Origin of the sequence: Aquimarina algiphila, from assembly GCF_947494415.1 — a bacterium.
In the GTDB taxonomy this organism is placed as follows: domain Bacteria; phylum Bacteroidota; class Bacteroidia; order Flavobacteriales; family Flavobacteriaceae; genus Aquimarina; species Aquimarina algiphila.
This window is the reverse complement of record NZ_CANLVC010000002.1, coordinates 600,773-619,403: the sequence shown is the minus strand read 5'-3', so window position 1 is coordinate 619,403 and position 18,631 is coordinate 600,773. Positions and strand designations below refer to the sequence as shown.

Annotated in this window: 14 protein-coding genes; 7 read left to right on the top strand and 7 right to left on the bottom strand. The window is 32.8% G+C overall.

The window, feature by feature from the left end; all coding sequences use genetic code 11:
* Nucleotides 1-45: 45 nt before the first annotated feature.
* A complete protein-coding gene (locus PQF96_RS05240) occupies nucleotides 46-477 on the bottom strand; it encodes a hypothetical protein (protein ID WP_109435154.1) in 432 nt (143 codons plus the stop codon).
* 88 nt (nucleotides 478-565) lie between these two features.
* On the opposite strand from PQF96_RS05240, the gene argS reads away from it, so the two are divergent.
* Both argS and PQF96_RS05230 read left to right on the top strand, forming a co-directional pair.
* Entirely contained in the window at nucleotides 566-2,344 is a 1,779-nt protein-coding gene (argS, locus tag PQF96_RS05235; protein ID WP_271765346.1) for an arginine--tRNA ligase, read from the top strand.
* 137 nt (nucleotides 2,345-2,481) lie between these two features.
* Nucleotides 2,482-2,955 carry a GNAT family N-acetyltransferase gene (locus PQF96_RS05230; protein ID WP_109435152.1) on the top strand — a complete coding sequence of 158 codons (474 nt, stop codon included), beginning with the start codon at nucleotides 2,482-2,484 and terminating at the stop codon, nucleotides 2,953-2,955.
* On the opposite strand, the gene PQF96_RS05225 is transcribed toward PQF96_RS05230, so the two are convergent.
* Genes PQF96_RS05225 through PQF96_RS05215 form a run of 3 tightly spaced genes read right to left on the bottom strand, consistent with a single transcriptional unit; the run spans nucleotide 2,945 to nucleotide 6,937 of the window.
* The gene (locus tag PQF96_RS05225; protein WP_271765345.1) at nucleotides 2,945-5,407 is read right to left on the bottom strand and encodes a TonB-dependent receptor; all 2,463 of its coding nucleotides are present in this window, start codon (nucleotides 5,405-5,407) and stop codon (nucleotides 2,945-2,947) included. The genes PQF96_RS05230 and PQF96_RS05225 overlap by 11 nt on opposite strands.
* A gap of 53 nt (nucleotides 5,408-5,460) precedes the next feature.
* Entirely contained in the window at nucleotides 5,461-6,366 is a 906-nt protein-coding gene (locus tag PQF96_RS05220) for a FecR family protein (protein ID WP_271765344.1), read from the bottom strand.
* Nucleotides 6,367-6,421: 55 nt separating this feature from the next.
* Nucleotides 6,422-6,937, bottom strand: coding sequence for an RNA polymerase sigma factor (locus PQF96_RS05215; protein WP_271765343.1), 516 nt, complete (start codon nucleotides 6,935-6,937; stop codon nucleotides 6,422-6,424).
* A gap of 101 nt (nucleotides 6,938-7,038) precedes the next feature.
* Here PQF96_RS05215 and PQF96_RS05210 point away from each other — a divergent pair, with 101 nt between their 5' ends.
* The 5 genes from PQF96_RS05210 (at nucleotide 7,039) to PQF96_RS05190 (ending at nucleotide 14,030) form a co-directional block, all read left to right on the top strand.
* Complete coding sequence (locus PQF96_RS05210; RefSeq protein WP_271765342.1) at nucleotides 7,039-7,701, top strand: hypothetical protein; 663 nt, start codon at nucleotides 7,039-7,041, stop codon at nucleotides 7,699-7,701.
* Nucleotides 7,702-7,875: 174 nt separating this feature from the next.
* On the top strand, nucleotides 7,876-9,213 hold the full coding sequence (locus tag PQF96_RS05205; protein ID WP_271765341.1) for a fasciclin domain-containing protein: 1,338 nt from the start codon (nucleotides 7,876-7,878) through the stop codon (nucleotides 9,211-9,213).
* A 122-nt stretch (nucleotides 9,214-9,335) separates the two neighbouring features.
* Nucleotides 9,336-11,531: a fasciclin domain-containing protein gene (locus PQF96_RS05200; RefSeq protein WP_271765340.1), complete on the top strand. Its 2,196-nt coding sequence runs from the start codon at nucleotides 9,336-9,338 to the stop codon at nucleotides 11,529-11,531.
* 239 nt (nucleotides 11,532-11,770) lie between these two features.
* Nucleotides 11,771-13,099, top strand: coding sequence for a signal recognition particle protein (gene ffh, locus PQF96_RS05195; RefSeq protein ID WP_109435145.1), 1,329 nt, complete (start codon nucleotides 11,771-11,773; stop codon nucleotides 13,097-13,099).
* 43 nt (nucleotides 13,100-13,142) lie between these two features.
* On the top strand, nucleotides 13,143-14,030 hold the full coding sequence (locus PQF96_RS05190) for a bifunctional 5,10-methylenetetrahydrofolate dehydrogenase/5,10-methenyltetrahydrofolate cyclohydrolase (RefSeq protein ID WP_109435144.1): 888 nt from the start codon (nucleotides 13,143-13,145) through the stop codon (nucleotides 14,028-14,030).
* A gap of 211 nt (nucleotides 14,031-14,241) precedes the next feature.
* Here the strand turns inward: PQF96_RS05190 and PQF96_RS05185 are convergent, their stop codons facing one another.
* The 3 genes from PQF96_RS05185 to rho all read right to left on the bottom strand — a co-directional run bounded on the left by PQF96_RS05185 (nucleotide 14,242) and on the right by rho (nucleotide 18,478).
* Nucleotides 14,242-15,390 carry an SH3 domain-containing protein gene (locus PQF96_RS05185; RefSeq protein ID WP_271765339.1) on the bottom strand — a complete coding sequence of 383 codons (1,149 nt, stop codon included), beginning with the start codon at nucleotides 15,388-15,390 and terminating at the stop codon, nucleotides 14,242-14,244.
* A gap of 608 nt (nucleotides 15,391-15,998) precedes the next feature.
* Nucleotides 15,999-16,670, bottom strand: a complete 672-nt coding sequence (gene msrA, locus PQF96_RS05180; protein WP_271765338.1) for a peptide-methionine (S)-S-oxide reductase MsrA — start codon at nucleotides 16,668-16,670, stop codon at nucleotides 15,999-16,001.
* 179 nt (nucleotides 16,671-16,849) lie between these two features.
* Nucleotides 16,850-18,478, bottom strand: coding sequence for a transcription termination factor Rho (gene rho, locus PQF96_RS05175; RefSeq protein WP_271765337.1), 1,629 nt, complete (start codon nucleotides 18,476-18,478; stop codon nucleotides 16,850-16,852).
* Between the last annotated feature and the right edge of the window lie 153 nt (nucleotides 18,479-18,631).

Below are 18,631 nucleotides of genomic sequence, written 5' to 3'. Positions count from 1 at the left end.
TACGAAGAAATTAACTTAGATACATAAGAATTATTTTTTCATTTTCTATAAGTCATGAATGTTAGAAGGACTGTTATCTATTTTATAGGACAAGATTTTTTTTACAAATTTGTGTATTGCTACATCATTTTTTAATGCTCTAAACTTAATAAAATAGTGATCTCGGTAGATTGAGTATTCTTCGGCTTTTCCTTTGTAAATATTTAGTTTATAAAAAGGGATGACTAATAGGTATGTTTCTAATCTCACATGAAAACCTATTAGAATTCCTTTAGGTCTTAATTCTATATTGCAGGTATTTAGTGTGTTATCAAGTATAAGTAAGTTGTGTATTTGGATACTACTTTCAGTTATATGAAGTTTAGGAGAGCCGATACCTCCTAGTTTAATACGTTGTTTCAAGGTAAAAGGAGCGCCAACTTCGTGATTTATCTTTTTGGTTAACTCAGGATTTTTATATGAGTTGTTGACTAACATTTTTTTTATTTACAATATAGTGAAATGAAGAGGGAACGCCTATGGAGACACTATAATTTCTATTATCTTTGCAGCTTAATTTTAGAAGATGAGTTTACAAAGAACCATTTCAGAAAAAGTAAAAGAAGCTGTACAAGAGTTGTATGGTGCTGGTCTGGAATCTGTAGAATTACAAGCAACCCGAAAAGAATTTGAGGGAGATATAACTGTAGTAGTATTTCCAATGCTTCGTGTAGTAAAAGGCAATCCTGTACAGATAGGAGAAGCTGTTGGAAAATATTTGGTTTCCAATGTAGATGAAATTAATGATTTTAATGTAGTCAAAGGATTTCTAAATCTTGTCATTTTGGATGCTTATTACCTTGAATTTTTCAATGGTATCAGAAACGATGTAGCATATGGTTTTGTTACACCTTCTAAAGAAGATAAATCTGTAATGGTAGAGTATTCTTCACCAAATACAAATAAACCCTTACATCTTGGTCATGTTAGAAATAACCTGTTAGGATATTCTGTAGCAGAGATTATTAAGGCGAGCGGTAAGAACGTATATAAAACTCAGATTATTAATGATCGTGGAATACATATTTGTAAATCAATGCTTGCTTGGCAGGAATACGGAAATGGAGAAACACCAGAATCTACGAATCTTAAAGGGGATAAACTGGTAGGTAACTACTACGTGAAATTTGATAAGATCTATAAAGATCAAATAGTACAATTGATCAACGAAGGTAAAACAGAAGAGGAAGCGAAGAAAGAGGCTCCAATTTTGATAAAAGCTCAAGAAATGCTTCGTAAATGGGAATCCGGAGATAAAGAAGTGGTTCAACTTTGGAAAATGATGAATGGATGGGTTTATGAAGGTTTTAATCAAACATATAAGACTCTTGGAGTAGATTTTGATAGCTATTATTATGAAAGCAACACGTACCTTCTGGGGAAAGATAATATCGAAGAAGGTCTGTCTAAAGGTGTTTTTTATAAGAAAGAAGATGGATCTGTTTGGTGTGATCTTAGTGCAGAAAAACTAGATGATAAATTGGTGCTACGTAGTGATGGAACTTCTGTTTATATGACTCAGGATATTGGGACAGCAATTCAACGTATTAAAGATAATCCTGATGTTGGTGGAATGATCTATACCGTAGGAAATGAGCAAGATCATCATTTTAAAGTACTATTTGCTATTCTAAAAAAATTAGGATATGATTGGGCAAAGCATTTACATCACTTAAGTTATGGTATGGTAGATTTACCTAGCGGTAAGATGAAGAGTAGAGAAGGTACAGTAGTCGATGCAGATGATTTGATCTTAGAAATGGCAAAGACCGCTGGAGACATCTCAAAAGACCTTGGTAAATTAGAAGGATATACAGAAGAAGATAAATTAGAGGTATATAATACCATAGGTTTAGGTGCTTTAAAATATTTCATTTTGAAGGTGGATCCTAAAAAACGTATTCTTTTTAATCCTGAAGAATCTGTGGATTTTCAAGGAAATACTGGGCCGTTTATACAGTATACATATGCTCGTATTCAGGCAATTTTGCGTAAAGCTGATTTCGAATATTCTCAAACAATTACTAATATAGACTTACAGCAAAAAGAAAAGGAACTCATTAAGCAATTAGAGTTATATCCCGATGTTATCCAAAATGCAGCAAATGAACTTAGTCCTGCAATAGTGGCAAATTATACATATGATTTGGTGAAAAGCTATAATTCGTTCTTTCAGAATGTATCCATATTTGGAGCAGATACAGACTCTGAAAAAATATTCAGAGTGCAATTATCAAGTTTGGTGGGGAGCACTATCAAATCTGCATTTCAACTTTTAGGAATAAATGTTCCAGAGCGAATGTAGACTTATGTGTTGAAAATCAATGCTTTTTGAATTTAAAAAGTGAAGGTTGTCGATTTTTTAGTTCTTTCGTCTAAAAGTATAAGGTAAAAATCAGAGATAATTGCTATCTTATAGGTCATGTTTTTTATTTTTGAAGTATGAAATGCGAAGTATCTAGAGCAACTAATCAAGATTTACCTTTGATGCAACGTTTGTTTTATCAAACGGTTACTACATATGGCTCGATGATATTTACAAAATCTGAAATCAAGATTTACTCTCGATTAGCAACAAATAAAATCTATTGGCAAAATAAATTCGAAAAGGATTTTATTTATAATGCTAAACTAAATGGTGAGATCGTAGGTTCTTTTTCTATGGACAAGAAAGGAAATATAGAATATATTTTTGTTCATATGAATTATCACGGACAAGGAATTGCTAGTGAGTTGTATAAGTCTATTGAAGAGATAGCAATACGTTCAGGTATTACCGTATTAACTACTCAAATAAACCTATTAACTCGCTCATTTTTTGAGAAAAAAGGTTTTGAAATTGTAAAAAATGCTGTACAAGTTGTTGGAGGTGATGAGGTAATAACATATAGCGGAGTTAAACACATTAAAAGTTAATTCTAAATACAACGTTAGGTGTAAATCCTAGTCCAAACTGCCTAACTTCTTCCACATTTTGAGTATTATTTGTTCTATAGTAATTGTTAACTATATTTTCCTGACTTAAGATATTCCAAACCGATACACCTAAGAGACTATTCGTGTTTTTAAAAAGTTTAAAATTATACGTTGCAGATGCATCCCATCTGGTGTAATCTTCTATAGTATCACTATTAGGGTGATTATAATTAATACTGCCATCTTCACTAATTTCATCCCCAGCAATAGGAATTGTAGTAGGTTTACCACTATGCCAGTTGATACCTGTAGAAAATTTAAAATTGTCAAGAGTATATGAAACAGCAAAGTTGATATTATGTCTAATATCTATATTATTAGGAAAATCTCGTTCACTCAATGTATTAAATGAATACATGTTGGTAGCATAAGAATAACTCAACCATGCACTCAATTTCTCAAATCTCTTATTGATTAAAAAATCCACCCCTTTTACCGTGTAACTACCATGATCAGATTCAAACTCAAGCTGGTTTTGAAATCCTTGACTTTGTGATAAAATACCATCAATATGTTTATAATAAGTATCGGTACTAACTAACCAGTTATTATGATTGTAACTCAACCCAAGAGATACTTGTTGGCTTTTAAGTATTGGTATATTATTGTCATTAGAAAGTACCCATTTCCTGTTTTCTACTCCTAGGAAATCATTTTGTGATTCTATAACTTGAGAGGTTATCTGACTTTTCAATTCTGCAAGTGTTTCTACAGTAAAGTGATCAAGAAATTTATGATTAAAACTCAAACGAGGCTCTGCGATAAACGTATCGAATTTGTCAAAATAGTTAAAACGTACCCCGAGATTAAGGTGAGTATTGTTATTTTTTGATTTAAGTTCGACTTCAGAAAAAATACTATTGGTACGTACTACTTCTTTAATAAGATCTCTAAATGTAGGATTATTTACGTCCCTAAGATTTGTGATACCGGTTTCGTTAAATTGATACCCAGATTTTACATTAAAATTGGAGTTAATTTTAAGAAGTGTATTCAACTTAATTCCACTTTCTAAAACTTTATTTTCTTGCTGTAATCGCTGATCGTTAAAAATATCTGAATTTATAGCTTCTAGGGTAAAACTAGTGCCATACATAAGGATTTCACTTCTAAAAAAGTCATTCCACTTTCTTTGGTACCAAATACTTCCAGTACTATTATTTTGATTTACATTGCTTTCTCTGGCAATATTAACCTGGTTAATAGTAGCATTCTCCTGAAAATCTAAGTCATTTCTAATCACCAAAGCGTTTACTTTAATAAGGTCTTGTGGAGTCAATTGGTATAACCAACGCAAACTTATGTCATAAAAAGAAAAATCATCATTTGTATTAAAAGTGTTATCAATGGTGTTTAGTACTTCAGAATCCTGAAAAGCTTTGTCAAAGTATTGAGTGTATGTTGGAGTTTCTAATACTTCGCTTATAGATTTACGCATCGATAACTGTAAAGATGATTTTTTTCCTAAAGGAGTGTCAATATACCCATCAATACTAATCATATTAATTCCTAAACTTATATCACGCTCTTTGTTAATCTCATTACTTGTGTTCATCGATATAATGCTAGAAACACCACCACCATAACTTGCACTAGATCCGTTTCGAATTAATTGTACGTTTTTGGTTAAGTAAGGATTAAATGCAGAGATGAGTCCAAAAAAATGTCCGGATTGATACATCTTAATTCCATCCCAAAGAATAAGATTTTGATCATTGGTTCCTCCTCTTACATTGATGTCAGAAACTGTTTCTTCTACACTTAATATACCTGGTAAAGCTTGGATAGTCTGTAATAGATCAGGTTCGACCAATCCAGGAAGGATACCAAAATCATTATAATCAATACTTATAGATCCGTCAGATTTTTTATCAATACCTTTTATTAAATAGTCATTTAGGATAATTTCATTTAAATATTGTACTTCTGGCATCAAAACAATGGTGATACAGGGAGTATTAATAAGTTCTTTAGCAAGAAATGTTTGTGTTTTAAAACCTATAAAACTAATACGCACTAATTCATTTATATCCTGTATCTCAAGATTAAATTCTCCTTTTTCATTGCTAATAACTGCATTATTTCTTGTTTGTATGGTAGCATTAGAAATTCTTTTTTCATTTACAAAAGATTGTAAAATTCCGCAGATTCTGTTCTCGTTTATAGTAAGGCTTAATACAATGTTTTTTGCACTTAAGAATGTATAGTTAAGAGGTGTGTTTTGTTCTAAATATTGAATGATTTCTTGTAAATCAGATATTTCTGGTGGGTTTAATAACGTAATCCCTTTGATGTCATTATCTGCATAAGAAAAACTACAATCAAATTTTTCCTGTATTTGATTTAACAATGAAAAAAGAGATATAGAGTTCTGTTCAGGCTGAGTATACATCTGAAAGAAAGTAAAAAATAAAACAATAAATAAAGCTGTGATTTTGGTTTTGATCACTCTTTGTATAAGGTTATGTTATTGTCATTGATCTTATATTTCAAACGCATAGGTATAGTAATAGATTGTATAGCAGTTTGAATATCTGAATGTACAAAATTACCCGTAAAAAGTTTATTTTGATCTATATTATTTGCAATAATAGTGACATCATATTGTCTTTCAAATTCCTTAAGAATATAGGAATAAGGAGTGCTGGAAAACATACTTTTGTTTTCAATCCAATCTGGTTGGATAATATTTGTTTCTCCTTTTGAGATTACATTTTTAAGTATTTTAAAAGTCTTTCCTGCAGGCAATTTAACTATGTTTCTGTCATAAGTTACACTTACGAGACCTTCATAACAAATGACTTCAAAGTAATGATCACGATGTTTAACATTAAATTGTGTGCCCAATACACTTACTATACCAGACGACGTTTGTACATCGAATTTTTTTCCTTTAGCAACTTTAAAATAAGCCTCTCCTTCAAGTTTGATTTTACGGTTGTTTTCCCAATCTTTTTCCTGATATGAAATAGATGATAGAGCATTTAATTGAACCACAGTATGATCGGGTAATTCTACAGATATTTTTTGACTGGCTAATGAATCAACTGTTGTCTCAGTAGTATAAAATAGAGCAAAATAGGTGCCTATTCCTATAACAAATATTGCTGCAACTCTCATTAGAATAGTAATATAATGTTTTGATGCGGCAGTACTTTTATGATCGATAAGAGTGGTCTTTAAATCTTCTAAATTAGATTCGATATCATATTCGGGAGCTTTAAAATTCTTTGCAGTATCCGAAATTCTGACATAAGAATCATAGGCATTTAAATTCTTAAACGCCTCTGATTCTGTATGCGTGAGTTGTGCATTATTCAACCATTTATTTATGAGATCTTTCTCTTTCATAGCAAGATTTCTATCTATATAACAATTGTATTTAAAAAATTCCTACCCTTACGTATTAAATTCCTTCAATTTCTTTTCTGAGCTTTTCTAATGCACCGTATATTCTTTTTTCTACAGCTTTTCTTGAAATACCTAGTAATTCAGCAATTTCTTTATGTTTTTTTCCTTCTGCTCTATTAAGCAGAAATGCTACGCGTTGAGGTTCAGTAAGTTTAGAAAGGGCTTTTTGATATTTTTGAAGGTATTCTTTTTCTTCTAAGATAAATTCAGGATTTTCATTGGTTTTATCCTTGTGTTCTATTTGCTGAAACTTTAATTTTACTTTATTGTGTTTTATTTGGTTTAATGATAGGTTGTTTACTACAGTAAAAAGAAAACTCCTTGCTTTTTGAAGTGAGATTTTTTTACAATTATCCCAAAGCTTTATAAATGCTTCCTGTACCTTATCTTTTGGATGAATGTGCTCTCCATATTTATAATATATAAAGTCATGCAATTCTTTAGCATGTTTTTTAAAAAGTTCTGAGAATAACTTTTCCTCACAAACATTCTCAAATAGATCTTTTGGCATTAATTTTTTTGTTAAAATTAAAAAAAATAGTTTTTATACGTAGGAGTTTTATCTTGTATATTGTTTTATTTTAAATTATTAAGGAAAATAACGCTTTGAAAATGAAAAAAATAATATTGTGCTTTTTTGTAGTGACAGGTTTAGCATTTATAGCGTGCCAAGAGGAAGAGAGAGAGTTAATTACTCCAGCAGAGGATACTACAATTCCTAAAAATTCTCAATTGGCAGGTTTAATGAAAAATATAGTAACTCATGATGGATCGTATGATGATGTAGTGGATAATGCCAATTGTTTTAGTATAAATTTGCCATATACTATTTTGTTAAACGGCAATGAAGTCATAATTGATCAAATCGATGACTATGATAATTTGTCTAATTCTGATGTAATCGAAATTCAATTTCCAATAACAATAACACTGCTTAATCATCAAGAAGAACCTGTTGCAAGTCAGTTAGCTCTTGCTGTTTTTGCAGGGTCTTGTAAATCTGTTGATGACGATATAGAGTGTATAGATTTTATATATCCTGTGCAATTTTCTACCTTTGATAGTAATACGAATCAATTACAAACCGTAGATATAGATCATGATGCAGTGCTATTCAGGTTTATGTCAGATTTAAATGATAATACTTCAGTAAGTATAAATTATCCAATTGATTTATTACTTCATAATGGTGAAAAAGTAGATGCTCAGCATAATGAGGAGTTATTAAGTTCTATAATGGATGTAGCTTCAGCATGTGATGAAAATGATAATTAATAAAAATTAAGACATAAGAAATGATAAAAAGTCGTTATTTTGAATAACGACTTTTTTGTTTAACAGATTTTATAAAAAATTAAACAAAAAGTTAAAATAATGCTAAAATCACTTTAGAGGGTTAGAGTTTTATTTTGTAAGTTGTTTTATGATCGAACAATAAATTGAAAAACCATGAAATTCAAAACCCTTTTTAAAACAGTCTTAATTACTTTTCTCGCAGTAACTGTTTTTTCTTGTAGTGATGATGACGATACAACCTTTCCATCCACATCTACAACAATTGCTGACTTTGTAGCAGAAAATGCAGATTATAGTTCTTTATTAGCAGCTTTGCAAAAAGCAGAATTAGTAGAGACGCTTTCTGGTAACGGACCTTTTACTGTATTTGCACCTAATAATGCAGCTTTTGATGAGTTTTTAACCGCAAACGGATTAACATTAGAAACAGCAACTAAAGATCAATTAACTCCGATATTGCTTAACCACGTTTTAAATGTTAAAGTTACTTCTGGCGAAATAGAAACCGGTTATGTTACTAACGTTGCGGACTTTAGTTCTTATATCTCAAAATCTGGTAGTGAGGTTAAAATTAATAACCAAGCTATGGTAACAACTGCAGATGTTGATCGATCAAATGGTGTAATCCATGCAGTAGATAAAGTAATTAGTATTCCAAAAATGATTGATTTTGTAGCGATTGATCCTAATTTGTCTTCTTTGGCAACAGTAGCAACTGATAACAGTGCTACGGTAATTTCTGCATTAAGTGATGAAGCTAGTAGTTTAACATTGTTAGCGCCAAATAATGCTGCTTTCACTGCATTAGGAGATGTTTCAGGATTGTCTTCTACACAACTTGAACAAATTCTATTAAACCATGCAATAAGTGGTAAATTACAATCAACAGATTTATCTACAGGATATGGTAATACTTTGGCAACCTATGGAACTACAGATAAAAACTTAAGTATATATATAAATACCGATGGAGGAGTAGAATTTAATGGTATCTCTACTGTGACTACAGCAAATATTGTAACAAGTAACGGAGTGATTCATATTGTAGATGCAGTAATAACGCTTCCGACTGTTGTAACTTTTGCTACTGCAGATGCCAATTTTTCAACCTTAGTTGCAGCTTTAACTACATTAACGCCTTCTACTGATTTTGTTGCTATTTTAAACACAGCATTAGGAACAAGTCCTGCGCCTTTTACAGTATTTGCGCCTAATAACGATGCATTTGCAGCTATTACGGTACCAACAGACGAAAATGATGTGGCGGCAATTTTAAATCATCATGTTGTTGCAGGAAGTAACGTAACTTCTGATATGTTAGCAAGTACTCCTATGGCAATGACTTTAAATGGAACTATTACTTTAACGGCTATGCCTCCAACAGTTAAAGGAGCTACTAATATGGATCCAAGTAATATAGTCGCTGCAGATGTACAAGCATCAAATGGCGTAATTCATGTTATTGATCAGGTATTGTTACCTGTAATGTAAAATACCACCCATTCCTTATAAAAATTTCTAGGCTGTTTCCTGTTTTTAAGTTACATTTTTAGGTAACAGCCTAGATGTTTTACATACATAATCTTTATTCACTAATTTTAAAACTTACTAAAATGAAAACGCTAATCAAAAGGTTAACGGTACCCTTCTTGTGCCTTATTTTAATGAATTTCCTTATCACTTCATGTGAAAGTGATGATAGTGCAACCACCACGCCAGAACAAGGTGTTGAATTTGAAGAATCCAAAATAATTAGCTTCGATGCTATCGAAGAGATGACAAAAAATATAATGGAGGGCGAGCTATCCGTCGAAGAAGATAAGACATCTAATGATGATAGTAAATTCTTTGGTTTTGACATCAGTAGAGAAAAAAGAGTATATGATTTCTCAGGAACTGTTAATAGTGGAGCTGCAGCTGGAACAGAGTTAGCAGGAGAGTTAAAACTTAATTTTACGTTATATCATTCTAGTTTTACTATTGTAAGAGGTAATTTAGAGTTGCCAGATGGTACAAAAGCGAGAACTCGTGGTGCTATTATTAGTGATGGAATAGTGTATCTTATTATAAATCCTCCAGGACAAGATCTGATTTTTGGTATCGGAAGGGTAGGAGAAGAAGGAGATTTAGAAGGAAGTTTTAGATTATTTACCTCTTCTGGTGTTGGAAGAGGAAGTTGGGAAGCTAAATTGACAAATACAGTTTTTCCTGACAAGACTATAGTAGAACTTATTATAGAAGATGGTCGATTTACATCATTAGTTGGAGCTTTACAAGCAACAGATTTGGTAGAGCCACTTACAGGTGATGGGCCTTTTACAGTATTTGCACCAACAGATGATGCATTCGAAGCATTGGATCAAATACCTGCAGCAGATCAGCTAAAAGAAATTTTGTTATACCATGTAGCTAGCGGTAGATTGAATACGCCAAAACTACTTGAGCAAGAAATGATTGAAACCCTACAGGGAGAAAATATAAAAGTAAGCCTTAATGATGATAATGAAATTGTTATTAATGATACGGTAAAATTACTTTCTGCTAATATCGGAGGAACCAATGGTGTTGTACAAGTAATTGATGCCGTTTTACTACCGCCATCCACTCAGCCATTACAGAGTATAGTAGAGATCGCTGTTGCAACTCCAGAATTGTCTACATTGGTAGGAGCATTACAGTCTGCAGATCTTGTTGATGCTTTAAGTGGAGATGGCCCTTTTACAGTTTTTGCTCCGACAAATGCTGCTTTTGATGCTCTGGATGCAATTCCTGGTGGAGATGCATTAAAGGAGGTGTTATTATATCATGTTGCTGCTGGTAAATTTGCAGCCGCAGATTTACTTGAAAAGCAAACGGTTACCACGTTACAAGGAGATGAGGTTACTATTGAAGCAGATGGTGATGGCAATGTGTTCCTTAATGGAACTATTAAAGTTGCTTTAGCTGATATTGAGGCTTCTAATGGTATCGTGCATGTAATAGAAGGGGTTTTACTTCCGCCTACAAATTTACCATCAATAGTAGAATTGGCCATTGCAACTCCAGAGTTGTCTACATTGGTAGGAGCATTGCAGTCTGCAGATTTAGTTAATGCTTTAAGCGGAGATGGTCCTTTCACGGTTTTTGCTCCGACAAATGCTGCTTTTGATGCTCTGGATGCAATTCCTGGTGGAGACGCATTAAAAGAGGTGTTATTATATCATGTTGCTGCTGGTAAATTTACAGCTGCAGATTTACTTGAAAAGCAAACAGTTACTACGCTACAAGGAGATGAAGTTACTATTGAGGCAGATGGTGATGGCAATGTATTCCTTAACGGAACTATTAAAGTTGCTTTAGCCGATATTGAGGCTTCTAATGGTATTGTGCATGTAATAGAAGGAGTTTTACTTCCTCCTACAAACTTACCATCAATAGTAGAATTAGCCATCGCAACTCCAGAGTTGTCTACATTGGTAGGAGCATTGCAGTCTGCAGATTTAGTTGGTGCTTTAAGCGGAGATGGTCCTTTTACAGTTTTTGCTCCGACAAATACCGCTTTTGATGCTCTGGATGTAATTCCAGGTGGAGACGCATTAAAAGAAGTATTACTGTATCATGTAGTTTCTGGAAAATTTACTGCGCAAGATTTATTGCAAGAACATACTGTTACTACTTTGCAGGGTGAAAAAGTAACTATCCAAAGAAATTATAGAGGTCAAGTGATCCTAAATCATCGAATAAAAGTAGATATTGCTGATATTGAGGCTTCTAATGGTATTGTACATGTGATTAAAGGAGTGTTAATTCCACCTTCTTTTACCCATTAAAAAGAGTAAAAAGTTGTATAAGCAATCATGATTCATATTTTTATGAGTTTTGATTGCTTTTTTTATTGTTGAATTTTTACTGAAAATAAACTAAAAAGATCATCTGTTTTTTAAATAAGTTTAGCGTTTAATTAGGAATCTATAATTCTGTAATTGTGGGCTTTCTTTATACATTTCAAATCCTTAAATTTGCACCGATCTATCGATAAAGATAGTGTTTTCATAATACCAGAAAATATATGTTTGATAATTTAAGTGATAAGTTAGATAAAGCCTTACACATTCTAAAAGGGCATGGACAGATAACAGAAGTAAATGTTGCTGAAACTCTTAAAGAAGTACGTCGGGCCTTGGTAGATGCTGATGTAAATTATAAAATAGCAAAAGAATTTACTGCTACTGTAAAGGAGAAAGCTTTAGGTCAAAATGTACTTAAAAGCCTTAAACCAGGACAGTTGATGGTAAAACTTGTCAAAGATGAATTGACAGAATTGATGGGAGGAGATGTAGAAGATATTGATTTATCTGGGAAACCATCAATTATTCTAATGTCAGGACTACAAGGTTCTGGTAAAACTACTTTTTCTGGAAAACTTGCTAATTTTCTAGCCACTAAGAAGACAAAAAAACCGCTTCTTGTTGCTTGTGATGTATATAGACCGGCTGCAATAGATCAGTTGCATGTAGTTGGAGACCAAATTGGTGTAGAGGTTTTTAGTGATCGTGGTAATAATGATCCTGTTGCTATTGCAAAAGCAGGTATAGCACACGCAAAAGAAAACGGATGTAACGTTGTGATTATAGATACTGCGGGGCGTTTGGCTGTGGATGAAGTTATGATGACAGAGATAGCTAATATTCATGAGGCAATTACACCTAATGAAACACTATTTGTAGTTGATTCTATGACAGGTCAAGATGCAGTAAATACAGCAAAAGCCTTTAACGATGTTTTAAATTTTGATGGAGTAATCCTTACTAAACTCGATGGTGATACAAGAGGAGGGGCAGCAATATCTATTAAATCTGTTGTAAATAAACCAATTAAGTTTATTGGTACAGGAGAAAAAATGGAAGCTATTGATGTTTTCTATCCTTCTCGTATGGCAGATAGGATTCTTGGGATGGGAGATGTAGTATCTCTTGTAGAGAGAGCTCAGGAGCAATTTGATGAAGAAGAAGCTAGAAAATTACAAAAGAAGATTGCTAAAAATCAATTTGGATTTGATGATTTTCTAAAACAAATTCAACAGATTAAGAAGATGGGTAATATGAAAGACCTAATCGGAATGATCCCTGGGGCTGGAAAAATGATGAAAAACATGGATATTGATGACGATGCTTTTAGACATATTGAAGCTATTATTCATTCTATGACTCCAGAAGAACGATCAAAACCACAAATCATTAATTCTAGTAGAAAAAAACGTATCGGTAAAGGTTCTGGAACATCGATACAACAGGTAAATCAATTGCTTAAACAATTTGATCAGATGAGTAAGATGATGAAAATGATGCAAGGAGGCGGTGGAAAACGGATGATGCAAATGATGGGCAAAATGCGATAAGTATAAAACTAAAGATAATATTATTATAAGGTAATTAGGGGGAATGGAAATATTAGATGGAAAAAAAGTAAGCAACGATATTAAAGACGAAATAGCTGTTGAAGTTCAAAAAATGAAAGAACGCGGTGAAAAAGTCCCACATCTTGCAGCAGTATTGGTAGGAAATGATGGAGCGAGTTTAACCTATGTTGGTAGCAAAGTAAGAGCTTGTGAGAGAATAGGCTTTGAATCTACTTTGGTTAAAATGCCAAGTACTACAAGTGAGATAGAATTATTAGCTAAGATCAAAGAACTTAACGAAAATGATGATATCGATGGTTTTATCGTGCAATTACCACTACCACCACAAATTGATACGCAAAAAGTTTTATTAGCGGTAGATCCTGATAAGGATGTAGATGGTTTTCACCCGATGAACTTTGGGAAAATGGCATTAGATATGTCCACTTTTATTCCTGCAACGCCATTTGGTATTTTAGAATTGTTAGAACGCTATAATGTAGATACTAAAGGGAAACATACAGTAGTTATCGGGAGAAGTCACATCGTAGGTAGACCCATGAGTATTTTGATGGGTAGAAAAGGATGGCCAGGGAACTCTACAGTGACGTTAACACATAGTCATACTAAAAATATAACACAAATTATTTCTCAGGCAGATATTGTAATTTCTGCATTAGGAGTGCCTAATTTCCTAAAAGCAGAGATGGTAAAAGATGATGCTGTGGTTATTGATGTAGGAATTACAAGGGTAACTGATGAGTCTGCTACAAAAGGATATAAGATTGTTGGTGATGTAGATTTTGAAAATGTAAGCAAAAAAGCATCTTTTATTACACCGGTTCCTGGAGGGGTAGGACCAATGACAATTGCAATGTTACTTAAGAATACATTATTGGCAAGAGAAAGGCATCGTAGTAATAAAAAATAACTTTTATTACGTGAAAAAATTAAAGTATTAAAAAAGCCTGCTAAACATTATGTTTAGCAGGCTTTTTTAATTGTATAAGATTAATTCTGCTAGAATAATCTTTATAATACATAAAATCCAGAACTCTTTTTTGAGTTCTGGGTCTTATGTTACATTTATATTTTGGTGATTATATATGTAGTATTTTAATATTGTTGATAATTAATGCTTTTTAGTTTGCATTAAATTTTTCAGCAGAAATGTTATCCTCACTTCCAGTAGAATATCCACCTCCACTAGGCAATAAATCAAGTGCTAAGTTGTAAGAAGGAACATTAATACCTTTTGAAGTCTTAACAGTATTAAAATCTAAAATCTGTTTTCCTTCTTCATAAAGTGCATTCTTAGTGAATGTACCGAATTTTTTACCATCAACAACAGTTTCTCTCCAGTCTCTACCGTAAGCTATTTTTAAATAGTATTCACCAACTGGTACGTTTCTAATAAATTGTGTAGTGTTAGAGTTGATATAGGTAACACGAACTAACTCATCGTCAGCCTTGGTTTTACCCATTTTGTACATTTTAACAACTACTTCTGTATTTTTTCCTACTTTAATTTTTAGGTAGTTGTCTAATTTATAGTCAAACTTACCTTTAAAGTTAAATGATTTTGGAGTTGCACCAGATTTATATGTCTTTTTCTCCCAACTAGAATATTTGTCTTCTCGAGATACTTCTATAGAAGCAGCTCTAGGAGTACTTGTTGTTGTAGAAGAACCATAAGAAGGAGATGCAGACTCAATAGGAGCAGAAGTAACAGCGCTACCTTTAGCAGCTCTTCTGTTTGCTTCTTCTAGTGCTCTTCTAGTTTCTTCTGTATCAGCCAGTGCTCTTTTTGCAGTAGCATCTTGTGCTCTTTTTGCAGCTTCTGCTTCAGCAATAGCTTGTGCTGCATTAGCTTCAGCTTCTCTTTTTAAGCGTTCTGCATCAGCAATAGCTTTTCTTGCAGCTTCTTCAGCAGCTCTTTTTGCGGCTTCAGCTCTTGCGATAGCCTGAGCAGCAGCTTGTTTTGCAGCTTCTCTTTTTGCAGCAGCCTCTTTTGCTGCTCTTTCTGCGTCAGCAATACTGCTGTCTTTTGTTAAATTTTTGGTTAGTACAAAACCATTCATACTCTTGTACTGTATAGCACTCCAGTCTCCATAATTAGAACTCATAATATATACTTGAGTTCCTTGAGGAACTTCAGCAATAGTATTAAAGTTTAAACCTGGACCACTATGTACTGATAATTTACTAACAGACATTAAATATTGTCCATCTTGAGCATGAGACGAAAAGGTAATCACCAAAAGCAGAATAAATGTAAAAATAGATTTCATATCTCTTGTTTTTAAGTAGATTGGGTTATAATTCAAATTCAATATTAATATTTTCTTAACTTAAAATGTTATAAAAAACATAATTTACCATCAAAAAATCGAACTCCAAAAAAGGTGCCAAAAATAATTTAGCGCTAATTCAATACTTTAATACAATGTATTAAAACTATCAAAAAATACAATTTTTAAAAGAACATTTTGTTTGTTAATGACTTGTTTTTCAGCGTGTTAATTCGTTTTTGCTCTAGCAAAACTTCAATATTTACGATTAAAATACTGAAAAGAAAACCATTAAATCAGACTCAAAAGTAATGTTTTAATATGAAAAACACAACTTGTTTTCATTTTATTTGCATAAAAATAGTGTTTTCTTTACATCAAATTGTGTTTTTCAACGATTTTTTTTAGCATTACAACCGATTTGATTCATTTTTTATAAGCTTCTTGTCGGTTTTGTATTTTGAGTAAAAAAGACAAAATAAAATTGAAAAATGTCTAATTTTATGGGGTGTCCGGGATGTATTGTTTTTAACACAGCTTTAACAACGCGGTTATTATGTTGTTATCACCAAATTTATTCCGGTTTAAGTAACGAGATATACCTGTTTTTAGTGTTTTTCTTTAATAAGATTAGGAAATTTTCTTTGAAATTTTAGTAATCGGGGTATAGAAACATTGCGAATGTAAGGGTTATTTGGATTTCTTTTCTCATAATCCTGGTGATATCCCTCGCCTTTCCAGAATTTTTGAAAAGGCATAACTTCTGCAGCAATTCTTTTGTTTAGCTTTTTAGAAAGAGCTTCCTTTTTTTCTAGTATTATTTGTTTTTGTTCGTCGTTTTGGTAAAAAATAATCGATCTGTATTGTGATCCATGATCTGGGCCTTGTCCGTTTACTTGAGTTGGATTCTGTGATCCAAAATAAACATCAACAAGTGTTGAGAAGGAAACAAGTTTAGGGTCGTATATTATTTCTACCGCTTCGGCATGTCCGGTTCGTCCTGTATTGCTTGATTGGTATGTTGGGTTTTCTGTATGTCCTCCAGAATACCCTGAGATAGATTCTTTTACTCCTATTACACTTTCATAAACGGCTTCAACGCACCAAAAGCATCCACTGGCAAAATAAGCTCTTTCTAATCCGTCAACGGATTCAACCTGCACAGGGGCTATATTCTGTTTTTGGCTATTTTCTTTTTCGCCTTTTACTGATTGACTATTGCCTTGACAACTGGATAGTAATAACGTTGCGCTCCATAATATATATAATATATTCTTCATAGTGTATATTTTTTTAGTTTGGTCAACTTCTTTTTAAAAAACTTTCAGTTGACTAGGTTTAAAAAGTAAAATTAAATAGAAAAAATATAATGTATATGGTGGTGGTAAATAAAAAAAAAGACGGCTATCAATTTTTGATAACCGTCTTTAATTTTTTATGTTCTTTGGTGTTACAATATTTATCCATTCATAGAAATCAGGAATTCATCATTGTTTCTAGTTTGTTTGAAACGCTCATTAATAAATTCCATTGCTTCAACAGGATTCATATCTGCTAAGTATTTACGCATTACCCACATTCTCTGAATTGTTGTTTCGTCAAGTAATATGTCATCACGACGTGTACTTGAGGAAGTAAGGTCGATGGCTGGGAAAATACGACGATTAGATATTTTACGATCTAATTGAAGTTCCATGTTACCTGTACCTTTAAATTCTTCAAAGATGACTTCGTCCATTTTGGATCCTGTTTCTGTTAATGCTGTTGCAATAATAGTAAGTGATCCTCCATTTTCTATGTTACGAGCGGCTCCAAAGAAACGTTTTGGTTTGTGTAATGCGTTAGCATCAACACCACCACTCAATATTTTACCACTGGCAGGTTGTACTGTGTTATATGCACGAGCAAGTCTGGTAATAGAATCTAATAGTATTACCACGTCATGACCACATTCGACTAATCTTTTTGCTTTTTCTAAAACAATGTTAGCAACCTTTACATGTTCGTTAGCTTCTTTGTCAAATGTCGAAGCGATTACCTCTCCTTTTACATTACGTTGCATGTCTGTAACTTCCTCAGGTCTTTCATCTATAAGTAGAATCATTTGGTATACCTCTGGGTGATTTGCTGCAATTGCATTGGCAACATCCTTTAGTAGCATTGTTTTACCAGTCTTAGGTTGTGATACAATCATACCACGTTGTCCTTTACCTATAGGTGCAAAAAGGTCCATTATCCTAGTAGAAATAGTACTTTGTCTTTCTGCTAGTTTAAATTTTTCTTGAGGAAATAGCGGAGTCAGGTGTTCAAAAGAGACTCTGTCCCGCACGACTTGAGGGTCAAGACCATTAATTTTATTTACCTTAATAAGAGGGAAATATTTTTCTCCTTCTTTAGGGGGTCTAACTTGTCCTAATACGGTATCTCCTGTTTTAAGTCCAAAAAGACGTATTTGTGATTGAGATACATAAATATCATCAGGAGATGAAAGGTAATTATAATCACTTGATCTTAAGAATCCATAGCCATCTTGCATGATGTCTAGAACTCCTTCACTTTCAATTATGGCATCAAATTCGAAGTCTGGTTCTTTATAACGATTTCTGTTATCCCGATTTCCGTTTTCTTTTTTGTTATTGTTTCGAGACTGTTGCGGTTGTTTGTTTTGTTGAGATTTTTCATTACCTCTATTTCTGTTGTCTCTATTTTGCTGAGGTTTTTTCTTTTCAGAATTGTCATTGCTTTTTACAATAGTGTCCTCTGGTGCAGTTGGTTTTGTCTCGTTTTTTTGCTCCTGTGGTGCTTTTGTTTCCTTGTTAACGGGAGCAGGTTTTCCAGTTCCTTCAGGTTTTCGGGCTCTGGGTCTTCTCTGGCGAGGATTTGGTTTTGGTTTGTCAGAATTTACTTTTTCTGAAGTCTCACCAGGTGTATCCTTTTTTACTGCATCAGGATTTGCTGCTTGGTGATCTAATATTTGATATACTAAATCTAGTTTTTTTAATGTGCGAAATTTGGGTACATTAAGGTTTTTCGCAATCTCTTGCAATTCAGGAAGCTTTTTTGCTTTTAATTCAGAAATCTCTAACATTTAAATGTGTTATATAATTTACGTTTAGATATAAATTTTCTAAAGAAGAATTCTAGGAAAATTTTGTTTTGAAGGTAAGTAACCTTAGTTGAGAAGGTTACAGGTTTTGCGTTGCAAGTATACAACTTTATTTTAATATTTTGCACATATTTT